Here is a 20,534-nt window from a genome sequence, read left to right on the forward strand (position 1 = left end):
CGAGGTGGCCGCCAAGTACAACTGCGCGGTCGTCGCGGCCTGATCGCCGGGCGCGGCTTCAGCCGTCACGCCCGGCCCCGCACCCCTGGGTGCGGCCCCTTCCGTGTGGTCTCACATGGTCGATGGACGGTGGGGCGAACGCGTTTCACGTGAAACACGGCCACCCCCGGTGTTTCACGTGAAACGGTCAGCGGGTGGCGCCCGTGACGATCCAGCGGCCCGACCGGGAACGCAGCCAGAGCGTCAGCATCCGCACCGTCATCATCAGCGTCATGGCGCCCCAGATTGCGGTGAGCCCACCGCCGAGTTCGGGGACGAGTAGGGCGACGGGGGCGAAGACCGTGAGAGTGAGCACCATGGCCCCGGCGAGATAGGGGCCGTCCCCCGCCCCCATCAGAACGCCGTCCAGAACGAAGACGACTCCGCAGACCGGCTGGGACAGCGCCACGACGAGCAGCGCGGGCAACGCGGCGGTCCGGACGACGGAGTCACCGGTGAACAGAGGCAGAAGGAGCGGGCGTGCCACGATCACCAGTAGTCCCAGGGCCATGCCGACCGCTGCGCCCCACTGCACCATGCGGCGGCATGCCTGGCGGGCTCCTTGCGGATCGTCCGCGCCCAGGTAGCGACCGATGATGGCCTGGCCGGCGATTGCTATGGCGTCGAGGACGAAGGCCAACAGGCTCCAGAGCGACAGGACGATCTGGTGGGCGGCGATGTCGGCGTCCCCCAGGCGGGCGGCGACGGCGGTGGCAATCATGAGAATCGCCCGCAGCGAGAGCGTACGGACGAGCAATGGGACTCCGGCTTGTGCGGAGGCTCTGATGCCGGCGGCATCGGGCCGCAGCGGTGTGCCATGCTTGCGCGCGCCCCGGACGACCACGACGAGATAGACCGCTGCCATCCCGCACTGGGCGATGACGGTGCCCCAGGCGGATCCGGCGATGCCGAGCCCGGCGCCGTAGACGAGTCCGGCGTTGAGCGCCGCGTTGGTGATGAAGCCCGCCAGGGCGACGTAGAGCGGGGTCCTTGTGTCCTGGAGTCCGCGCAGGACACCGGTGGCGGCGAGTACGACCAGCATGGCCGGGATGCCGAGGGAGGAGATGCGGAGGTAGGTCGTCGCATATGGTGCCGCGGTGGCCGAGGCGCCGAAGAGGTCCACGATGGTCGGCGCCAGCGGCAGGACGACGGCGATGACGGCGAGTCCGAGCAGCAGTGCCAGCCAGATGCCGTCCATGCCCTGACGGATGGCGGCCTGGAGGTCGCCCGCGCCGACCCTTCGAGCCACCGCCGCCGTGGTGGCGTAGGCGAGGAAGACGAAGATGCTCACGGAGGTCGTCAGGAGGGCTGAGGCGACGCCGAGGCCGGCGAGCTGGGCCGTGCCCAGATGGCCGACGATCGCACTGTCCGCCATCACGAACAGAGGCTCGGCGATCAGTGCGCCGAAGGCCGGGACGGCCAGTGCGACGATCTCTCGGTCGTGCTGTCGACGGGTGGCCCTGGGTATCGGGGGAGCCTGTGGCATGGGCGCAAATCTAATCATCCACAGGTAAGAGATGCAAACCCTTTCTGGTCCTTACTTCGAATCGCGCTGAGTGTGCTCTCGTACACAGTTCGAGCCGATCTTGGTCCGACCGGGGAAGTTTTTCTTCTGCACAGCCGGTGGATGGGAAAACCGCAGTTCAGCGAGGCTTTCGCGAGGGAGGTGGGGGCTTGTTCACAGGGCTGTCCACCGCGTTGTGCACAGGTTTTGCCAGGTTCTCCACAGCATCGGGGCCGTCGTCCACATGGCCTGTGGATAACCAGATTGGCTGACGGTGCCGAGGGGCCTAACGTGGTCCGGCGCCCGCTCGCCACACCGACCTCGGAACCGTCACAGAACCGACCCGGCAGAACCGGAGTTGGGCGTCCTATTTGTCAGTGCCGTGCCGTAGAAATGAGGGGCACGGCGAGGTCCGCACGGCGGACGGGAGGAGGTGGCTCGGTGAGCATTTCCGAGCCCTTGGACGACCCGTGGGCCGACAGCGGACCCAGCGATCGTCTGCCTGCCTCCCGCCGTCGCGGCGACGGCGGCCCGAGCCGGGACGAGCAGCATGAACGGGGCCGGGAGAGCGGCGGCTGGGACGGCGCCGGCTCGTCGTTCGAGCGGGTGCCGCCGCAGGATCTCGGCGCCGAGCAGTCCGTCCTCGGCGGCATGTTGTTGTCCAAGGACGCCATCGCCGACGTCGTCGAGGTCCTCAAGGGACATGACTTCTACAAGCCCGCGCACGAGACGATCTATCAGGCGATCCTCGACGTCTATGCGAAGGGCGAGCCGGCTGACCCCATCACGATCGCCGCGGAACTGACCAAGCGCGGCGAGATCAACAAGGTCGGCGGCGCGTCGTATCTGCACACCCTCGTCCAGACCGTGCCGACGGCGGCGAACGCCGAGTACTACGCGGAGATCGTCCATGAGCGGGCGGTGCTGCGCCGGCTGGTCGAGGCCGGCACCCGTATCACCCAGATGGGATACGCGGCCGACGGTGACGTCGACGAGATCGTCAACCAGGCCCAGGCCGAGATCTACGCGGTCACCGAGCAGCGCACCAGCGAGGACTATCTGCCGCTCGGCGACATCATGGAGGGCGCCCTCGACGAGATCGAGGCGATCGGCTCGCGCAGCGGCGAGATGACGGGAGTGCCCACTGGGTTCACGGACTTCGACTCCCTGACGAACGGTCTGCATCCGGGCCAGATGATCGTCATCGCGGCGCGACCCGCCATGGGCAAGTCGACGCTGGCGCTGGACTTCGCACGGGCCGCCTCGATCAAGAACAACCTGCCGAGTGTGATCTTCTCGCTCGAAATGGGACGCAACGAGATCGCGATGCGTCTGCTGTCCGCCGAGGCGCGCGTCGCCCTGCACCACATGCGGTCCGGGACGATGACCGACGAGGACTGGACCCGGCTGGCCCGTCGGATGCCGGACGTCTCGGCCGCCCCCCTCTACATCGACGACTCCCCGAACCTGTCGATGATGGAGATTCGCGCCAAGTGCCGTCGGCTGAAGCAGCGCAGCGATCTCAGGCTGGTCGTCATCGACTACCTCCAGCTGATGCAGTCCGGTGGCTCCAAGCGGGCCGAGAGCCGTCAGCAGGAGGTCTCGGACATGTCCCGTAACCTCAAGCTGCTCGCCAAGGAGCTGGAGCTTCCCGTCATCGCGCTCTCCCAGCTCAACCGCGGCCCCGAGCAGCGCACCGACAAGAAGCCGATGGTCTCCGACCTGCGTGAGTCCGGCTCCATCGAGCAGGACGCCGACATGGTCATCCTGCTGCATCGCGAGGACGCGTACGAGAAGGAGTCACCCCGTGCCGGCGAGGCGGACCTGATCGTCGCCAAGCACCGAAACGGCCCCACGGCGACCATCACGGTCGCCTTCCAGGGCCACTACTCGCGCTTCGTGGACATGGCTCAGACCTGACCCGGCTACAGGGCCGCAGGCTGCGGCCCTCGGCGGACGTGGTGGAGGCGTCGGCCCAGGCGCTGCGCCTGGTCTCCGACGAACGCGCCTACCTCTTCAACCTGGCTCAGCAGCGCTCCCCTGACGTCGGTGTGATCGCAGTGCATAGTGCATTTCGAAGTGCTTGTGCCAGTTCAATGCTGGGATGACAGACCGGCCGCGCCGGGCAGCGAAGACCATGTCACCGCGGGCCGTAGTAGGGCAGGACCGTGCGTCAGTAGGGGCGAGGTCTTACAGGCGGCCTGCCGCATGAGCCACGGGCGCCGTGAAATGACTCGACGTGTGTGCCTGTAGCGGATGGACTGGGGGCATGACGACATCTCCAGAAGATCTACTGCCGGCCACGCGGCGGGCGTTGCTGCACCGGATCGCCGTGGCGCAGGCCGAGGGGCGGGCGCCCTCGCTGGTGGCGGCGGTCGTGCGGGACGGGCGGACCGTGTGGCACGGGTCCCGGAGCTCGATGGACGGGCATGCGCCGGACGAGAACGTGCAGTACCGGATCGGGTCCATCACCAAGACGTTCACGGCCGTACTTGTGCTGCGGCTGCGTGACGAGGGAGCGCTCGACCTGGGCGACCCGCTGGAGAAGCATCTGCCGGGCACCGGCGCGGGGGAGGCCACCATCGCCGAACTGCTCGCGCACACGGGTGGGTTGGCGGCCGAGTCGCCGGCTCCCTGGTGGGAGCGGACCCCCGGCTCGCTGCGCCCCGAGCTGAGCGATGTACTCGGTGAAGAGCCCCTCGTGCATCCGGTGGGCCGACTGCACCACTACTCGAACCCCGGCTACACGCTGCTCGGCGCCCTGGTGGAGGAGATGCGCGGCGCCCCCTGGGAAGAGGTGCTCCGCCAGGAGGTGCTCGCACCTCTGGGCCTCGACCGGACCAGCGCCGAGCCCCGGGCACCGCACGCGGGCGGCTGGGCCGTCCACCCCTGGGCAGATGCCCTGCTGCCCGAGCCGGCCGAGGATCTCGCCCGGATGGCACCGGCCGGTCAACTGTGGTCCACCACCGGCGATCTGGCGCGGTTCACGGTCTTTCTGGCCAAGGGGAACGACCGGGTGCTGAGCGCGGACACCGTGCGTGAGATGCGGACGCCTGCTGCACCGGCCGAGGTGGCCGATGTCATGGACGGCGTCACCTACGGTCTCGGCATGCAGATCCAGCACCACCACAACCGGCTGCTGGTGGGGCACACCGGGTCCCTTCCGGGCTTCCTGGCCAGCCTCACCATCAGCGTCACGGACGATGTGGCCGCCGTGGTGCTGGCCAACTGCACCTCCGGACCGCTGCTCGGCACGGTGGGCGACGATCTCGTGCGGATCGTGGCCGAGGCCGAACCGAGGATCCCCGAGCCATGGCGGCCGTTGCGTGAAGTCGATCCGTCCGTACTGGAGTTGGCTGGGCAGTGGTACTGGGGCACACATGCCTACGGCCTGCGAGTGACGGCCGATGGGCGCGTCTCACTGGGGCCGCTGTCCGGCAACGGCCGCAGTTCGCGCTTCCGAGCCAACGGTGACGGCACCTGGACCGGACTGGAGGGCTACTACCACGGCGAGCTTCTGCGGGCCGTACGGCGTCCGGACGGGTCAGTGAGCCATCTCGACCTTGGCTCGTTCGTGTTCACGCGGCAGCCGTACGAGGACGGCGCGGCTGTGCCCGGCGGGGTGGATCCGGAGGGGTGGCAAGGGATCGGCTAGCCGACCTTGTGCGAGGTGGCCTGTTTCACGTGAAACAGGCCACCTCGGTGGGTCAGAGCTGACGCTTGAAACCCGTGTGCGAGGCGGCGAATCCGAGCCGCTCGTAGAAGCGATGCGCATCGGTGCGCCTGTTGTCGGAGGTCAGCTGCACCAGCTGACAGTTCTGGCGCCGGGATTCCTCGATCGCCCACTCGATGAGCTGCGTGCCCAGACCGCTGCCGCGTGCGTCGGCGTGGATGCGTACGGCCTCGATGTTCGACCGGGTGGCACCGCGCCGTGACAGTCCTGGAATGATCGTGAGCTGGAGCGTGCCGACGACGCGGCCCTCCTGCACGGCGACGACCAGGTGCTGGTTCGGGTCGGCGTTGAGCCGCTCCAGCGCGGCCAGATACGGGGTGGGATCGTCCGGGGACTCCCGCTGAGCCCCTACCGGGTCATCGGCGAGCATGCCGACGATGGCGGGGATGTCGTCGGCGACGGCGGCGCGTATGTCGAGATCTGCCATACCTGAACCCTATGCGGGCACGTTCAGTGACTCCACGACCCGTACGAGCGGGGCCAGTTCGGGGTTGCCGGCCGCCTCGTCCAGGGTCTCGCGCAGGGCGGCGTCATGGGTCGGCCGTGCTTTCGTGAGCAGGGTGAGTCCCGCCTCGGTGACATTCATGTAGATACCCCGGCGGTCGGTCGGGCACAGATAGCGCTCCAGCAGTCCGCGGTCCTCAAGCCGGGTGACCAGCCGGGTGGTGGCGCTCTGGCTCAGGACCACCGCATCGGCGACCTGCTTCATCTGCAGATGGCCCCCGTCGCCGTCGTGCTGTCGGCTCAGCACGTCGAGCAGCGAGTACTCGCGCACGCTCAGGCCGTGCCCTGCCTGCAAGGCGCGCTCGATGTGCGCCTCGATCCTCCCGTGCAGCCGGGAGAAGGCGCACCAGCCCTGGGCGAGGGCGGCGAGTGAGGGTCGGTCGCTGTCATGAGCGTTTCCTCCGTCCCGGAGCGGCTCGGACCAGGATAGGACAACCTCTCAATTGCCTGCGCTTGCGTATAGTCCGCGCCCGCAACCACTGTCCCGGCCTACGCGCCCGGTGCCCCGCTGATGGCCGCGCTCGGCACCAAGGGCCCGCACAGCGGATGCTGATGCTGCTGATGGGCCTGTTCATCGCGGGGAACCTGTTTCCGTCCTCTGTCGCTGCCTTCGTGGGCGGCGGTGAGCCCGGGCAGGACCACGGCTTCGCCTTCACTGTCGTGCAGGCGCTCGCCTGAGCGCGCCTCCCGTCATCGCCGACGTCGGCTCCCGCGGCACAGCGGAAGCCGGCGTTCGGCGTCGAGGACCGTTGCTCAGCCCGCCGCCACAGTGAGGGGGGCGAACCGCCGGGTCCAGTCTCCGGGCAACTCCGTACTGCCGTACGTCATCACCGCGTTGCAGGCCGCGGAAGCCAGCCCGTGTTCCTTCACCCAGGCCAGCAGTTCCTCGTGCCGTACGTCGATGTCGGTCCGCAGGGGGCGGTCGGTGTGGGCGGCGAGCGCGGCGATCAGGGCCTTCGCGGTCTCCGTGTCGCGGGCGATCAGCGGACCGACGACATGGGTGTTCATATTGGGCCAGGCGGCCGCGTACCCGATGACCCGACCGTTTTTGTCCTCGGCGACGCACAGCCGGTCGGCGAAGGCGGGCAGCCGCGTGATGACGGGGGTGCGATCGGCACCGAACACCTTTTCGTCGAGCCGGACGATCGAGGCGAGGTCCTCGGCGGTGGCCGCACGGGTCACCACCCGGGATTCCGAGCCCGTAGGGCTGAAGCGCCCGCGCACCATCTCCGCGTGACCGGTGACCTTGAAGCCCAGCTCCTCGTACAGCGGGCGGCCGTACGGCGTCGCATACAGCGTCAGGGCTGTGGTCCCCATCGTCGATACGACGTGGCGCACCAGCCGACGCCCCACACCTTGGCGGGCGTGCCGCTCGGCGACCAGGACCATACCGATGGCAGCCAGGTCGGGGCGGTCCTGGGGGCCGTACTCCGTGACGACGCAGGCGGCGACGAGACCACCGTCGGGGTCGTCGATGCCGTGCCCCCTTCCTGCCGTGAGGAGGAAGCCCCACTTGTGTTCCTCGCGAGGCCACCCCCGATCCTCTGACAAGTCGGCGCAGGCGCTGAGATCGCGAGGCGTCAGGCGACGGATGGGCAAAGAGGCGAGGGAAGGTGTTGGCACGCAGGTCAGGCTGTCCGAACAGCACCCCTGACGTCTACCTGTTTCGGGTAGACACACGTTCTTTTGGACAGGGCGCGGTGGTCGACGTAAGCGTCGATTGGGGTGTTTCACGTGAAACCGGGAGCGGGATCCGGACAGACCACGTATGCCCTCCGGCGGCGGGCGGGATCGGGGGGATGCCTATGAATTGGTCTGGCGCGCCCGGTAATTGAGGGAATCCATGGTTCGCCCGTTGTTTGATTCGTGAGGGAGGAAGGGGGGACTTGTGTGCACGGCGGCTGCCGGTATGGTCGACTCCGGTTCATGTCCGGGGTGGGGTTCAGACCGCTCGGAACGGGACGCCGTGGTGGCCTCACCGGCCGCCGGGACGAAGCGGAGAAAGCAAGCCGTCCGCGGGGAAGGCAGGCACCTCCCGATCGAGGAAGTGCGCGGACCGACCGAAAGATGTTCGAGGCGAGGCACACCATGGACGCTCCGACCACCATGTCGGCGGACAACGGCACTTCCGGCGAGGGCGGCTGGTTCACGCCCCGCAGAATCCCGCCGGTCGCGCCGCCGGACGGCGATCAGGAGCCGCCGACGGGCCGCCGCCCGTCGGTACTGCGACCGGTGGGCCGACGTACGCCAGACAGCCGCGAGCCCACCTCCGTGACCGCCCCCGCCGCTCCTGCCACCGGCCGTTCGCCCTCCGGCCCATCGGCCGCCGGCCCGTCGCCCTCCGGTTCGTCGGCCTCCGGCCCGTCGTCCGTAAGCCCTGCGACCCCCGGCTCGTCGCCCGCCATGGTCGAAACCCCGGAGCCTGCGGAGCGTATACCGGGGCCCGATCCCGCGCCCCCCGAGGCGTCGGCCACTCCGTCCGACCCGCCGCAACGTGAACAGCGTGTGCCCGCGCAGCGCTCCGCGCCCGTCTCCCCGCAAGCATCCCCGGACGCCCTTCTCATCCGTCGCACCATGGCCGAGGTCGACCCCGTCGCCGACAAGGTCACCTCGTACTTCTATGCGCTCCTCTTCGTGCGCCATCCCGATCTGCGGCCGCTGTTCCCGCCCGCGATGGACACCCAGCGGGACCGGCTGCTGAAGGCGCTGCTGATCGCGGCCGAGCACATCGACAACACCCCCGTCCTCGTCGACTATCTGCAGAATCTGGGCCGGGGGCACCGCAAGTACGGCACCCGGGCCGAGCACTACCCGGCCGTCGGTGAATGCCTCATCGGGGCGCTGAGCAAGTACGCCTCCGTCGTCTGGGACGGGGAGACGGAGGCGGCATGGGTGCGGGCGTACACGATGATCTCGCAGGTGATGATCGACGCGGCGGCCATGGACGAGCTGCGGACTCCGGCCTGGTGGCACGCGGAGATCGTCAGCCATGAACTCAGGACGCCCGACGTGGCGGTCGTCACCGCCCGTCCGGACCAGCCCTACCCCTTCCTCGCCGGGCAGTACACCAGCCTGGAGACCCCCTGGTGGCCGCGGATCTGGCGGCACTACTCCTTCGCCTCCGCACCCCGTTCGGACGGGCTGCTGACCTTCCATGTGAAGGCCGTCCCCGCGGGCTGGGTCTCAAACGCCCTGGTGCACCGTGCCCGCCCCGGCGACACCCTCCGCCTCGGCCCGCCGGCCGGTTCGATGACCGTCGACCACACCATCGACAGCGGTCTGCTCTGTCTCGGCGGCGGCACGGGCATAGCGCCCATCAAGGCGCTCGTCGAGGATGTCGCCGAGCACGGCGAGCGCCGCCCGGTCGAGGTGTTCTACGGCGCCCGCACCGACCACGACCTGTACGACATCGACACGATGCTCCGGCTCCAGCAGGCCCACCCCTGGCTCTCGGTCCGGGCGGTCATCGACCAGCAGGCGCATCTCCAGCTCCCCGATGCCATCCGGGAGTACGGCCCCTGGAACGAATACGACGCCTATCTCTCGGGGCCACCCGGGATGATCCGCAGCGGGGTCACCATGCTGCGGAACGCCGGTATCCCGTCGGAGCGCATACGGCACGACTCGTTCGAGGAACTCGTCGCCGTCGAGGACTGAACGGTTAGCCGAGATCGGGGGCGTGCATGGCGATTACACCCTCGATATTGCCGTCCAGATAGTGCCGCAGCGACAGCGGCACGAGATGGACGGAGGCGATGCCGACGCGGGTGAACGGCACTCGCACGATCTCGTACTCGCCCATGGGCTCGTCCACTTCGGGGCCGTGGCGCAGCCCCGGGTCCATGGACTCCAGTCGGCAGACGAAGAAGTGCTGCACCTTCACGCCGGTCGCGCCGCCGTCCTCGCCGATGTGCTCCACGGTGTCCACGAAGCAGGGCACCACATCGGTGATCTTGGCGCCGAGTTCCTCGTACACCTCGCGGTGCAGGGCGTCGACGACGGTCGTGTCCTTCGGCTCGACCCCGCCACCGGGGGTGACCCAGTAGGGATCGACTCCGGGCTTGGTGCGCTTGATCAGGATCAGGTCATCGCCGTCCAGGAGGACGGCGCGGGCGGTGCGCTTGACCACGGGTCGGACGGTCATGGAGGAAATGTGGCCCGGCTGGTTCCACGTGAAACATCGCAAAGCGTCACGGTCCGACCGCACGCTGTGACCCGGTCGAGGGCTGCTCAGCCCCAGCCCGTGGCCGCTCGCTGGAGCCACTCGTGCGCCCGTGCGATGTGCGGCACGGCGAGGGTGCCGGTGCGCACCACCAGGAAGTACGTCCGCAGCGGCGGCACCGGGGGCTCGTGCAGCGCGACCACCTCGCCCCGGCCGAGGGCGAAAGCGCACAGATAGCGGGGCAGGACGGCCAGGCCCGCGCCCGCCGTCGCACACGCGAGGACCGCCCGGAGATCGGGAACGATCACGGTGCCCGAGGCGACCGGGCGGGAGTCGAAGACGGAGGCCCAGTACCGGGAGACGAAGGGCAGCGACTCGTGGACCTCGACGACTGGCAGGTTCTCCAGGGCGGGCGCCCCCTTGCCGCGTAACTGCTGCGAATCGATCTCCTCGGCCCAGCGCGGGGCGGCGACCAGCACATGCTCCTCGTCGCACAGCGGAGTCGCCGTGAGCAGGGCGCCGCGGGGACGGGCCGTGCCGATGGCCAGATCGTGATGTCCGGCGGCCAGCCCCTCCAGGGTCTCCTCGGCGTTGCCGAAGGAGGCCCGGAGGGCGAATCCCTGCCCGTCCTCGCCGGTGAGTGCCGTGAGCGCCGGGAGCGCGCGTTCGGCGGTGAACTCGGGTGGGCCGGCTAGATGCAGGGTGCGCAGGGACGACTCGTCGTCCAGGCCAGTCTCGGTGATCTCCACCAAGGCGTCGAGATGCGGGGCGGCCTTGTGGGCGAGTTCGTCGCCGATGGTCGTCGGGGTCACCCCGCGGGCCTGCCGCAGGAACAGCGGACGGCCCAGCTGTCGCTCCAGGGTCCGGATCTGGGAGGTGACCGCCGGCTGGGACAGACCCAGCAGGGCGGCGGCGCGGGTGAAGGAGCCGGCCCGGTGCACAGTGACGAAGGTGCGCAGCAAGGCCAGATCCATGGCACGCCCTCCCCTTTCCCCGCCCCTCCCGCCGTCCCCCGGGCAGGGCCCAACTATAAATAAGTCGATAGGTCCCTGTCGCTACTGTGATTGGACACTGACACAGAGTCAACTAGCCTTGTTAGCACGGTTCTTCGCGCGGAACCGCATGGCGGTCCGAGCCACGAGGGGGGAGGCTCGGACCGCCCGTCGTACGTGACCGGAACGCCATGTGTGACCCGACACCGTGCACGGCCGGACGCCTCATGTGACCCAACGCCTTATGCGAGACGCCTCATGTGAAAACCCCTTGTGCGACCGGACGTCGTGCGTGGCCGAACCCGGTCCGGGGACGTCCGGAGTCCGTCATCCGGTCACGTAGCCGACTCGTCCAGCGCGCGCAGCAGATCCGCCAGCAGGTCCTGCGGATCCTCGGCGCCGACCGACAGCCGGATGAAGCCCTCCGGGACCGGGTCTCCGCCCCAGCGGCCACGGCGTTCGGCCGTGGACCGGACCCCGCCGAAACTCGTCGCGTCCTCGACGAGCCGCAGCGCCTCAAGGAAACGCTCGGCACGCGCGCGCGTGGGCAGCGTGAAGGAGACCACGGACCCGTAACGCCGCATCTGCTGCGAGGCGACCTTGTGCGCGGGGTCGTCGGGCAGCCCCGGATAGCGCAGCCCGGTCACCTCGGGCCGCTCCCGCAGCGCCCGGGCCACGGTGAGCGCGGTGGCATCCTGCCGGTCCACGCGCAGTTGGAGCGTGGCGATGGAACGGTGCGCGAGCCATGCCTCCATGGGCCCCGAGATCGCCCCGACGATCTTGCGCCAGCGGCGCACGGCGGCCATGGCCTCGGGATCGCGCCCGACGACATAGCCGAGAAGCAGGTCTCCGTGGCCGGTGAGCTGCTTGGTGCCGCTGGCCACCGAGAAATCCGCGCCCAGCTCCAGCGGGCGCTGCCCCAGCGGCGTGGCCAGGGTGTTGTCGACCGCGACCAGGGCGCCACGCGCGTGTGCCGCCTTCGCCAGGCGGCGGATGTCGCACACGTCGAGCCCGGGGTTCGACGGCGTCTCGATCCACAGCAGCTTCGCTCCGTCCAGCACGTCGAGCTGGGCGTCGCCGGGGGTCGGCGCGGTGCGCACCTCGATGCCGTACGCCTCCAGCTGGGCGCGCACCAGCGGCAGCACCTGGTAGCCGTCGGACGGCAGCACAACCGTGTCCCCGGCTCGCAGTTGGGAGAAGAGCACCGACGAGATGGCCGCCATGCCGGAGGCGAACACGAGCGTCTCGACATCGTCCAGCCCGGGCGCCTCCAGCTCGCTGACGGCGCGCTCCAGCAGCGTCCAGGTCGGGTTGTCGTCACGGCCGTAGGAGTAGGGACCCGTGACCTCGCCCGGCAGGTGGAAATGGGCGGCGAAGACCGGTCCGGGCAGCGCCGGCTCGTGCTTGACGGGTTCGGGCAGTCCGGCGCGGACCGCGCGTGTGCCGTCGCCGGGCCGACCGTCGCCCTGAGTGGTGTCGCTCATGCGGCCCGTCCCTCCAGATGCTCGCGTACGGCGGCGAGCAGCCCCCTGCTCGCCGCCTCCACCATCTCAAGGCACTCCGCGAAGCCGTCCGGCCCCCCGTAGTACGGGTCGGGCACGTCGAGGTCGTCCCCGGCATCGGGGTCGTACGAGCGCAGCAGCCGCACCTTGTGCGCGTCCTCCTGGGTGGGTGCCATGCGACGCAGGGCCTTGAGGTGTCCGGAGTCGAGGGCGATCACGAGGTCGAGCCGGGGAAACCGCGACGGCTCGAACCGCCGCGCCGTGTGGTCGATGTCATAACCGTGCTCCTCCAGGACGGCGACGGTGCGCGGATCGGCGCCTTCGCCCTCGTGCCAGCCGCCGGTACCGGCGCTGTCGACCTCGACCAGGTCCGCGAGTTCCGCCTCCGCCGTGCGGGCGCGGAAGACGGATGCGGCCATCGGGGAGCGGCAGATGTTGCCGGTGCAGACGAAGCAGACGCGGTAGGCCATCGCAGGATCAGTCCTTGCCGTCGGGCAGGACGAGGTTCAGCGCCCAGGAGACGATCGAGATGATCAGGCCGCCGAGGACCGCGGTCCAGAACCCCTCCACATGGAAGCTCAGATGGAACTTGTCGCACAGCCATGAGGTCAGCAGCAGCATCAGCGCATTGACCACCAGGGTGATCAGGCCGAGCGTCAGGACGAACAGCGGGAAGGTCAGCACCCGCACGATCGGCTTGACCAGGAAGTTCACCAGGCCGAAGATCAGGGCGACGACGATCAGCGTGCCGACCTTCTTGGCGGTGCTGTCACCTGTCAGGGTGATCTTGTCGAGCAGCCACACGGCGACGGCCAGGGCACCGGCATTGGCGATCGTCTTGACTACGAAATTCTTCATGTGTCTGATCGTGGCAGACGAGATCGGCGACGAGCAGTGGGGCGAGGGCGGCAAGGGCGATGAAGGCATTCCGGCTGGACGAACTGGAGGCGGAACGCGCCGCCAACGAGGGCGCCTACCTGCAGTTTCTACGTGAACGGAACATGTCGGTCGGTCTGTACGCGCTCAATGCGGGCGAGCACGACCCCCAGCAGCCGCACCGTCAGGACGAGGTGTACTTCGTCGTGAGCGGCCGTGCCTCCATCACCGTCGGGACGGAGACGACGCAGGTCGCGCGCGGCAGCGTGGTGTACGTGCCGGCCGGGGTGGCCCACAAGTTCCATCACATCAGCGAGGATCTGCGGGTCCTGGTGGTCTTCTCTCCGCCCGAGGCGTGACCTCGGCCCCACGGATCCCTAGGGGAACGGTCAGGGGCGGACAAGGGGCGCCGGGCCCCCACGGGGGCACCTCGCGGCCCTAGCATCGAAGGCAGGACATCGACGACCATCGGCACCATCGACAGGCGTCGGAACCACCGGGCACGTTCGAGCGTGTTCGGGAACGCTTGGGAACGCAGAGAAGGACGAGGGCAATGCGAGAGATCTTCGCGGGACTGCCGTGGTGGGTGAAGTGGATCGCGGTGCCGGTCATCGCCCTGGTCGTGTTCGGCGGGCTGATCGCGACCGTGGTCGGCTTCGTGATCGGTCTGCTGTTCAAGGCGCTGATCTTCGTGGCGCTGGTCGGCGGGCTCATCTACGTGGTGCGTAAGTTCACATCGAGCTCCTCGTCGCGCGGCGACTGGTGAGCACCGTGGCAGACCGGAGACGGTAACAGGAATCACCGGTTCCCTCGGGCGAGGGAAGTTTCCGGGCAGGCCGCCCCCAGAGCCGTGGCCGACGGTTAGAGTCCGGAACTCCACGCGGGGTCCAGCCCTTCCGGGCGGTGTAGGCCCCCACCCGTGTTCCCCCGCACGGGCTGCCCCTCGCGCTTCGGGAGTGCCCCTTGGCCACGGTTGACACCGCACCCGCGGAAACGCACACGTCTCCCTTCCCGGCACCCCCGGCCGCGCCTCCCGTGCAGCGGCCGCCCGCCGCGGCGGTCCCGCAGCAGCCGCACTCCGCGACCCTCATCGGGTCCGTGCAGCGCGCGATGCGCCTGCTGGAGTGCGTCGCCGGACACGAGTACGGAGCGCCCGCCAAGCAACTGGCCCGGGAGACCGGGCTGGCGCTCCCCACCGCGTACCACCTGCTGCGCACCCTTGTGCACGAGGGCTATCTGCGGCGCGAGAAGGGACTGTTCTTCCTCGGTGAGTCGGCCGTGCGGCTGAGTGGCAGTGGCGCGAAGCAGAAACGTCGCAGCACGGTGGCCTCCACACTGGCGCACTGGCGCGATTCCATCGGCGCACCCGTGTACCTGGCCGTGTACCGCGAGGGTGAGATCGACGTCATGTACATCTCCGATACCCCGGGCAACCCGGCGGTCGAGGAGTGGGCCGACTTCCGCGAGACCGGGCACGCCCACGCGATCGGGCAGTGCCTGCTGTCCCAGTTGGACGAGGCGGCTCGCCGCGACCACCTCGACCGCTACCCGGTGCAGTCCATCACCCCGTACACCGTGCGTGACGACCACAGCCTGCTACGGCGCCTGGAGCGGATGCGGCGGATGGAACCGGTGGTGGAGCGGCAGGAGTACGCGCTGGGCGCGGTCTGCGCCGCCATCCCGATCACGATCGGCACGACGGCGGCCACCCTGGCCATCTCCTTGCCCGCCCACCAGACCGACCGGCTGCTGCCCTCGGTGGAGCAATTGCAGGCCGGGATCGGGCGGCACCTCGGGGCACTCGCGATCTCTATCAGTATCTGAAAACTCACTCCTTGTGATCTGCTGTGTACGTTCAGCAAGATGCCACCAGTGCCAATGGGGTCATTCCAGGCCGGTCGGCGTTACACGACGGGGTAGGCGATGCGCGAGTCCGTACAGGCAGAGGTCATGATGAGCTTTCTCGTGTCCGAGGAGCTCTCCTTCCGCATTCCGGTGGAGTTGCGGTACGAGACCTGTGATCCCTATGCCGTACGGCTGACCTTCCATCTGCCCGGGGACGCCCCGGTGACCTGGGCCTTCGGGCGGGAGCTGCTGATCGACGGCGTGGGCAGACCGTGCGGGGACGGGGATGTGCATATCGCGCCCGCCGATGCCGAGGCCCTGGGCGAGGTGCTGATCCGGCTTCAGGTGGGCGGCGACCAGGCCGTGTTTCGCTCCTCGGCGCCCCCACTGGTGGCGTTCCTGGACCGTACGGACAAGCTGGTGCCGCTGGGCCAGGAGGGGGCGCTCGCCGACTTCGACGCCCATCTCGAAGAGGCCCTGGACCGCATCCTGGCCGAGGAGCAGAGTGCCGGTTGAGGCGTCCCGTCGGGCAGCGCGCCCGGCCACGCCGCACCGGATTGCGCAGGAACGCTTCTTCTTGCCCGTTTCCGGCCGTCCGCTCCGCTCACCGTGTCCGCCGTGCGGAGGGTCACCGCTTACGGCGCCTGCCCCGTCCACCGCGCGCCGAGGCCGGTTGCGCCGTCCCCACGGCCGGTTGCGCCGCCCCCGCCGGCGCCGCGGCCTGCCGCCCCGGCCGGTCGGCCGACACCACCAGCGCGGCCAGCGCCGTGGTGACGGGCACCGAGGCGACCAGGCCGATCGAGCCCACCAGGGTGCGGACGATCTCCTCCGCCACCAGTTCGCTGTTGGCGACCGTGCCGACGCTGCTCTGCGCGATCGAGAAGAGCAGCAGCAGCGGCAGCGCGGCACCGGCATAGGCGAGGACGAGCGTGTTGACGACGGACGCGATGTGGTCGCGGCCGATGCGGATGCCCGCCCGGTACAGCCCGCGCCAGCCCATCGAGGGATTGGCCTCGTGCAGTTCCCAGACGGCCGACGTCTGCGTCACCGTCACATCGTCCAGGACACCCAGTGAACCGATGATGACGCCGGCCAGGAGCAGACCGCTCATGTCGATCGCCGGATACAGACCGTGGATGAGGCCGGTGTTGTCGTCCGTGTTGCCCGTCAGCGCCGCCCAGTTGATGAACCCCGAGCCGAGGACGCCGATCAGCAGGAGCGAGACCAGCGTGCCGAGCACCGCCACCGAGGTCCGGGCCGATGGGCCATGACAGGTGTACAGGGCGATCAGCATGATGGCGCTCGACCCGACGACCGCCACGACCAGCGGGTTCGAGCCCTGGAGGATGGCGGGCAGGATGAAGAGGGTCAGTACCAGGAAGCTGATGGCCAGGGCCACCAGTGCCATCACGCCGCGCAGCCGGCCCACCACCACGACGGCGAGCGCGAAGATGCCGGCGAGCAGCACCAGGGGGAGTTTCCGGCTCACGTCGGTGACCGAGTACTGCAGGTCCTTCGGCGCCGACGGCTCGTACGCGACGACGACCTTCTCGCCCTGGTGCAACTGCCGTGACTGGTCCGGCTGCACGATCTCCGTGAACGTACGGCCCTTGTCCTTACCGGTGTCGACCCGGACCGTGGCCTTCTTGCAGGTGCCGGTCGCCTGCTGCTGTGCGGAGTTCCCCTCGGCGGTGGAGGTGTCGCCGGTCGGGGTGTCACCCGAGGCGTTCACCGACTTGCAGCTCACCGCGACGACCTGGGTGACCGTGGCCTGCTGCGTCTGCCGGTCGAAGCCGACCCCGGTGCGCTCGTGCGGTGGGGCGCCACCGGGCCAGAGCACCACGAGCCCGACGACGACCGCAGCGGCGAACGGGATGAGGACGGCCGCGATGACCTTCCGTAGATGCTTGGAGACGGGCGCTGCCGGCCCGTGACTGTGACTGTGCGAGTGGCCGTGCCCGTGCCCGTCATCGGGCCCCTGTCCGGCCCCCTGGCCGTGCCCGTGGGCGTCGCCGGAACCGTGGCCCTCGTGGCGTCCGCCGTCCTGTACGGAGCCGTGCCTGCGCGGCGGCTCGGATGGGGGGTAGGGAGGCTGCTGCATCGTGGTCACCGACCGATCATCGCAAGAGCGACAGGGGCCCTCTGTTCACCGCGCCCGAATTGACGCTAGCGTGGAGGCACCTTTGCACACGCGGGAGCTCGGAGCACCGGGCTGAGAGGGCGCTGACCTCCGTCTTCGCGATGTTTCACGTGGAACGAGTGATGTTTCACATGAAACGCCGATGGACGGAAACCGCTGCGTCGACCGCCGAACCTGTTACCGGGTAATGCCGGCGTAGGGAGTAGGTCTCATGACCAACAAGGACGTAGGCACGCCTGCCTCCACACAGAACGCGGTGAACGGAACCGTCGATGGGTCCGATGACACCGATGGGGCGGGGGCCGGGCAGCCCGTCGGCTGGCACAAGGGGTATGTCGAGGGATCACGCCCCGATCTGCGGGTGCCGGTCCGGCAGGTGCACCTCACCAACGGGGGGTCGGTGACGCTCTACGACACCTCGGGTCCATACACCGATCCGCTCGTCGAGACCGACGTCCGCAGGGGCCTGCCGCCGCTGCGGGAGAACTGGATCATCGCCCGTGGCGACACGGAGGAGTACGCGGGCCGTCCCGTCCGTCCCGAGGACGACGGGATCAAGCACACCTCGCCGCGCGGCGGGCTGCGCAACCTGGACGCGGTCTTCCCGGGCCGCCCGCGGCAGCCGCGCCGGAGCCGTGACGGCGGAGCGGTCACACAACTCGCCTGCGCCCGGCGGGGCGAGATCACTCCGGAGATGGAGTTCGTGGCGGTAAGGGAGAACGTTTCTCCCGAGGTGGTCCGCGAGGAGATCGCCGCGGGGCGGGCCGTGTTGCCCGCCAACGTCAACCATCCGGAGACCGAGCCGATGATCATCGGCAAGCGGTTCCTGGTGAAGGTCAACGCCAATATCGGCAACTCGGCGGTGACGTCCTCCATCGAGGAGGAGGTCGAGAAGATGACCTGGGCGACCCGCTGGGGTGCCGACACGGTCATGGATTTGTCCACCGGCCGCAACATCCACACCACTCGCGAGTGGGTGCTGCGCAACTCCCCCGTTCCCATCGGCACGGTACCGCTGTACCAGGCCCTGGAGAAGGTCGACGGCAGGGCCGAGGAGCTGACCTGGGATATCTACAAGGACACGGTCATCGAGCAGGCCGAGCAGGGCGTGGACTACATGACGGTCCACGCGGGCGTGCGGCTGCCGTACGTTCCGCTGACCGCGAACCGCAGGACCGGCATCGTCTCGCGCGGCGGATCGATCATGGCCGCCTGGTGCCTCGCGCACCACAAGGAGTCGTTCCTGTACGAGAACTTCGAGGAGCTGTGCGAGATTCTCGCCGCCTACGACGTCACGTACTCGCTCGGCGACGGCCTGCGCCCTGGTTCGATCGCGGACGCCAACGACGAGGCCCAGTTCGCGGAATTGCGCACGCTCGGGGAACTCAACCGGATCGCGAGGCGTTTTCACGTACAGACGATGATCGAGGGCCCGGGACATGTCCCGATGCACAAGATCAAGGAGAACATCGACCTTCAGCAGGAGATCTGCGATGAAGCTCCGTTCTATACGCTCGGCCCGCTGACCACGGACGTCGCTCCGGCCTACGACCACATCACCTCTGGCATCGGTGCCGCGATGATCGCCTGGTGGGGTACGGCGATGCTCTGCTACGTCACGCCCAAGGAGCACCTGGGCCTGCCCGACCGCGACGACGTCAAGACCGGTGTCATCACCTACAAGATTGCCGCCCATGCAGCCGACCTCGCCAAGGGGCACCCGGGTGCGCAGGAGTGGGACGACGCGCTGTCCGACGCCCGGTTCGAGTTCCGGTGGGAGGACCAGTTCAACCTCGCCCTGGATCCGGACACGGCACGGGAGTTCCATGACGAGACGCTCCCGGCCGAACCGGCCAAGACGGCCCACTTCTGCTCCATGTGCGGCCCGCGGTTCTGCTCGATGAAGATCAGTCACAGCATCACGGAACGGTTCGGCGGCGATGTGGCCGACGGGGCCTCTCCTGAGGAGATCACCGAGGGAATGCTCCAGAAGTCGAAGGAGTTCGCGGCCGGCGGCAACCGGGTGTATCTGCCGATCGCCGACTGACACACCCCAGGGCGGAGCGCACGGCCGCATACGGGGGTGCCTCGCACACCGAGGAAACCCCCGAGCACGAGGAAACCCCCGAGCACGAAGGAACGCCGGGCGCGCAACGGGAAAACGCTGTGGGCCGCCGTCCGTGGGCACCGTCGCAACGTCAGGAATGTGGCCGGAAAGCGGTGTTCTCGCCGTAGGGGTGTCTCGGGAACCGACGGGTTCCTGCCGGGTACCCGGTTTGCGCCCCCGCGGGGGCGCAAACCGGGATCACTCCGGCTGGTGGTCCGGGCCGCCGAAGTCCGGGCTCGTGTAGTCCGGGCTGCTGAAGCTCGGGCGTGAGCCCGGTGCGGAGCCCTCCTCGGGGCTGCTGAAGCCCGGGCGACCGTAGCCGAGGCGCGGCATGCGGCTGGTCGGCGCCGACGGGTGCGTACGACGGGACGCCGTCGTGCCGGGGTCCGCCAGTGCGTCCCGCAGAAACGGCAGGACGCCCCGTTCCAACAGGGCCTCCTGCCAGGCTTTCCTGGCCCGGACCAGCTCCGCGTTCGCCGCCGGGTACGGTCCGGCCTCCAACGAGGGACGGTTGCGCAGGGCGGTGAGCAGCAGGCCGACGGCCGCGACGAGGATCGCGGCCGCGGCCACCGCGCCGAACACCCATCCCGCGGTGAGCATGGTCCGGGCGAACGCCGGCTCGGGGTCGAGCATCTTCAGGACGTAGCCGACGAGCAGGAATATCGCCGCGGCGGTACCGGCGAGGACGGGGGCCAGCACCGCGATGACGGCGACGGCGCCCGCGCCGGTGGTCTCGGCGGCCTCGCCGAGGGTGGTGGCGAGCCCCACCGCGCCCGAGCCCGGATCCATGGAACCGGATTCCCGGGTGGACGACGACGGGGTGGACGGCGCCGGTTGGCGCAGTTCCTCGCGGACCTTCACATAGTGCTGGTACTCGGTCGCCGCGGCCGCCGTGATGAGCGTGGTGGCATTCAGCGCCATGGTGCGCAGCTGTTCGGGGTTCAGCCGCTGTCCGACAGCGGCCAGGTCAGGGTGGTGTGGTGCGGAGCGCAGCGCCTCATCGAGGATCCGCTCGTAGTCCTGGCGGTCCTCGTTCAGCAGGTGCTGCGGAACGCTGTTCATGTGCATCCCCCGATGCTCCGTAGGGCTTGGGGCTCGCACGCCGGCGAGCCGTCGGGCAGAAACGGAGG

General features: G+C 69.2%; 19 protein-coding genes and 1 pseudogene. 9 read left to right on the forward strand and 11 right to left on the reverse strand.

All coding sequences use genetic code 11. From position 1 onward, the window contains the following. Nucleotides 1-187: 187 nt before the first annotated feature. Nucleotides 188-1,525 (reverse strand): MATE family efflux transporter, encoded by a 1,338-nt coding sequence (locus ACWEKM_RS30585; RefSeq protein ID WP_451624505.1) that lies wholly within the window; start codon nucleotides 1,523-1,525, stop codon nucleotides 188-190. A 459-nt stretch (nucleotides 1,526-1,984) separates the two neighbouring features. Between ACWEKM_RS30585 and dnaB the strand changes: the two genes are divergently transcribed. Both dnaB and ACWEKM_RS30595 read left to right on the forward strand, forming a co-directional pair. Then, entirely contained in the window at nucleotides 1,985-3,463 is a 1,479-nt protein-coding gene (dnaB, locus tag ACWEKM_RS30590; protein ID WP_451624506.1) for a replicative DNA helicase, read from the forward strand. Nucleotides 3,464-3,812: 349 nt separating this feature from the next. Then, entirely contained in the window at nucleotides 3,813-5,198 is a 1,386-nt protein-coding gene (locus tag ACWEKM_RS30595; protein WP_451624507.1) for a serine hydrolase domain-containing protein, read from the forward strand. A 52-nt stretch (nucleotides 5,199-5,250) separates the two neighbouring features. Here the strand turns inward: ACWEKM_RS30595 and ACWEKM_RS30600 are convergent, their stop codons facing one another. After that, entirely contained in the window at nucleotides 5,251-5,703 is a 453-nt protein-coding gene (locus tag ACWEKM_RS30600; RefSeq protein WP_451624508.1) for an N-acetyltransferase family protein, read from the reverse strand. A 9-nt stretch (nucleotides 5,704-5,712) separates the two neighbouring features. After that, a pseudogene (locus ACWEKM_RS30605) lies at nucleotides 5,713-6,170 on the reverse strand (MarR family winged helix-turn-helix transcriptional regulator). A 156-nt stretch (nucleotides 6,171-6,326) separates the two neighbouring features. Here ACWEKM_RS30605 and ACWEKM_RS30610 point away from each other — a divergent pair. Then, nucleotides 6,327-6,458: a hypothetical protein gene (locus ACWEKM_RS30610; RefSeq protein WP_451624509.1), complete on the forward strand. Its 132-nt coding sequence runs from the start codon at nucleotides 6,327-6,329 to the stop codon at nucleotides 6,456-6,458. A gap of 75 nt (nucleotides 6,459-6,533) precedes the next feature. Here ACWEKM_RS30610 and ACWEKM_RS30615 read toward each other — a convergent pair whose 3' ends face one another. Further along, nucleotides 6,534-7,403 (reverse strand): GNAT family N-acetyltransferase, encoded by an 870-nt coding sequence (locus ACWEKM_RS30615; RefSeq protein ID WP_451624510.1) that lies wholly within the window; start codon nucleotides 7,401-7,403, stop codon nucleotides 6,534-6,536. A gap of 465 nt (nucleotides 7,404-7,868) precedes the next feature. Here ACWEKM_RS30615 and ACWEKM_RS30620 point away from each other — a divergent pair, with 465 nt between their 5' ends. Beyond that, nucleotides 7,869-9,437 (forward strand): globin domain-containing protein, encoded by a 1,569-nt coding sequence (locus ACWEKM_RS30620; RefSeq protein ID WP_451624511.1) that lies wholly within the window; start codon nucleotides 7,869-7,871, stop codon nucleotides 9,435-9,437. Between the two features lie 4 nt (nucleotides 9,438-9,441). On the opposite strand, the gene ACWEKM_RS30625 is transcribed toward ACWEKM_RS30620, so the two are convergent. The 5 genes from ACWEKM_RS30625 to ACWEKM_RS30645 form a co-directional block, all read right to left on the reverse strand. Further along, a complete protein-coding gene (locus ACWEKM_RS30625; protein WP_451624512.1) occupies nucleotides 9,442-9,924 on the reverse strand; it encodes an NUDIX domain-containing protein in 483 nt (160 codons plus the stop codon). Nucleotides 9,925-10,010: 86 nt separating this feature from the next. Further along, complete coding sequence (locus tag ACWEKM_RS30630) at nucleotides 10,011-10,916, reverse strand: LysR family transcriptional regulator (RefSeq protein WP_451624513.1); 906 nt, start codon at nucleotides 10,914-10,916, stop codon at nucleotides 10,011-10,013. A 353-nt stretch (nucleotides 10,917-11,269) separates the two neighbouring features. Continuing rightward, on the reverse strand, nucleotides 11,270-12,418 hold the full coding sequence (locus tag ACWEKM_RS30635; protein ID WP_451624514.1) for a cystathionine gamma-lyase: 1,149 nt from the start codon (nucleotides 12,416-12,418) through the stop codon (nucleotides 11,270-11,272). Beyond that, entirely contained in the window at nucleotides 12,415-12,906 is a 492-nt protein-coding gene (locus tag ACWEKM_RS30640; protein ID WP_451624515.1) for a low molecular weight protein-tyrosine-phosphatase, read from the reverse strand. The genes ACWEKM_RS30635 and ACWEKM_RS30640 overlap by 4 nt, the downstream gene beginning before the upstream one ends. 7 nt (nucleotides 12,907-12,913) lie before the next feature. Then, nucleotides 12,914-13,294 (reverse strand): phage holin family protein, encoded by a 381-nt coding sequence (locus ACWEKM_RS30645; RefSeq protein WP_451624516.1) that lies wholly within the window; start codon nucleotides 13,292-13,294, stop codon nucleotides 12,914-12,916. 59 nt (nucleotides 13,295-13,353) lie between these two features. Here ACWEKM_RS30645 and ACWEKM_RS30650 point away from each other — a divergent pair, with 59 nt between their 5' ends. From ACWEKM_RS30650 to ACWEKM_RS30665, 4 genes are all read left to right on the forward strand, one after another. After that, a complete protein-coding gene (locus ACWEKM_RS30650) occupies nucleotides 13,354-13,671 on the forward strand; it encodes a cupin domain-containing protein (RefSeq protein WP_351730800.1) in 318 nt (105 codons plus the stop codon). Between the two features lie 194 nt (nucleotides 13,672-13,865). After that, complete coding sequence (locus ACWEKM_RS30655) at nucleotides 13,866-14,078, forward strand: DUF5326 family protein (protein ID WP_121889517.1); 213 nt, start codon at nucleotides 13,866-13,868, stop codon at nucleotides 14,076-14,078. A 197-nt stretch (nucleotides 14,079-14,275) separates the two neighbouring features. Next, nucleotides 14,276-15,136, forward strand: coding sequence for an IclR family transcriptional regulator (locus ACWEKM_RS30660; RefSeq protein WP_451624517.1), 861 nt, complete (start codon nucleotides 14,276-14,278; stop codon nucleotides 15,134-15,136). Between the two features lie 99 nt (nucleotides 15,137-15,235). Beyond that, complete coding sequence (locus tag ACWEKM_RS30665) at nucleotides 15,236-15,673, forward strand: SsgA family sporulation/cell division regulator (protein WP_121889518.1); 438 nt, start codon at nucleotides 15,236-15,238, stop codon at nucleotides 15,671-15,673. Between the two features lie 112 nt (nucleotides 15,674-15,785). Here the strand turns inward: ACWEKM_RS30665 and ACWEKM_RS30670 are convergent, their stop codons facing one another. After that, complete coding sequence (locus ACWEKM_RS30670) at nucleotides 15,786-17,267, reverse strand: YibE/F family protein (protein WP_451624518.1); 1,482 nt, start codon at nucleotides 17,265-17,267, stop codon at nucleotides 15,786-15,788. A 241-nt stretch (nucleotides 17,268-17,508) separates the two neighbouring features. Between ACWEKM_RS30670 and thiC the strand changes: the two genes are divergently transcribed. After that, a complete protein-coding gene (gene thiC / locus ACWEKM_RS30675; protein ID WP_451624519.1) occupies nucleotides 17,509-19,344 on the forward strand; it encodes a phosphomethylpyrimidine synthase ThiC in 1,836 nt (611 codons plus the stop codon). Between the two features lie 258 nt (nucleotides 19,345-19,602). Here thiC and ACWEKM_RS30680 read toward each other — a convergent pair whose 3' ends face one another. Then, a complete protein-coding gene (locus ACWEKM_RS30680; RefSeq protein ID WP_451624520.1) occupies nucleotides 19,603-20,472 on the reverse strand; it encodes a hypothetical protein in 870 nt (289 codons plus the stop codon). Nucleotides 20,473-20,534 lie beyond the last annotated feature (62 nt).

This window comes from Streptomyces sp. NPDC004752, assembly GCF_053601275.1.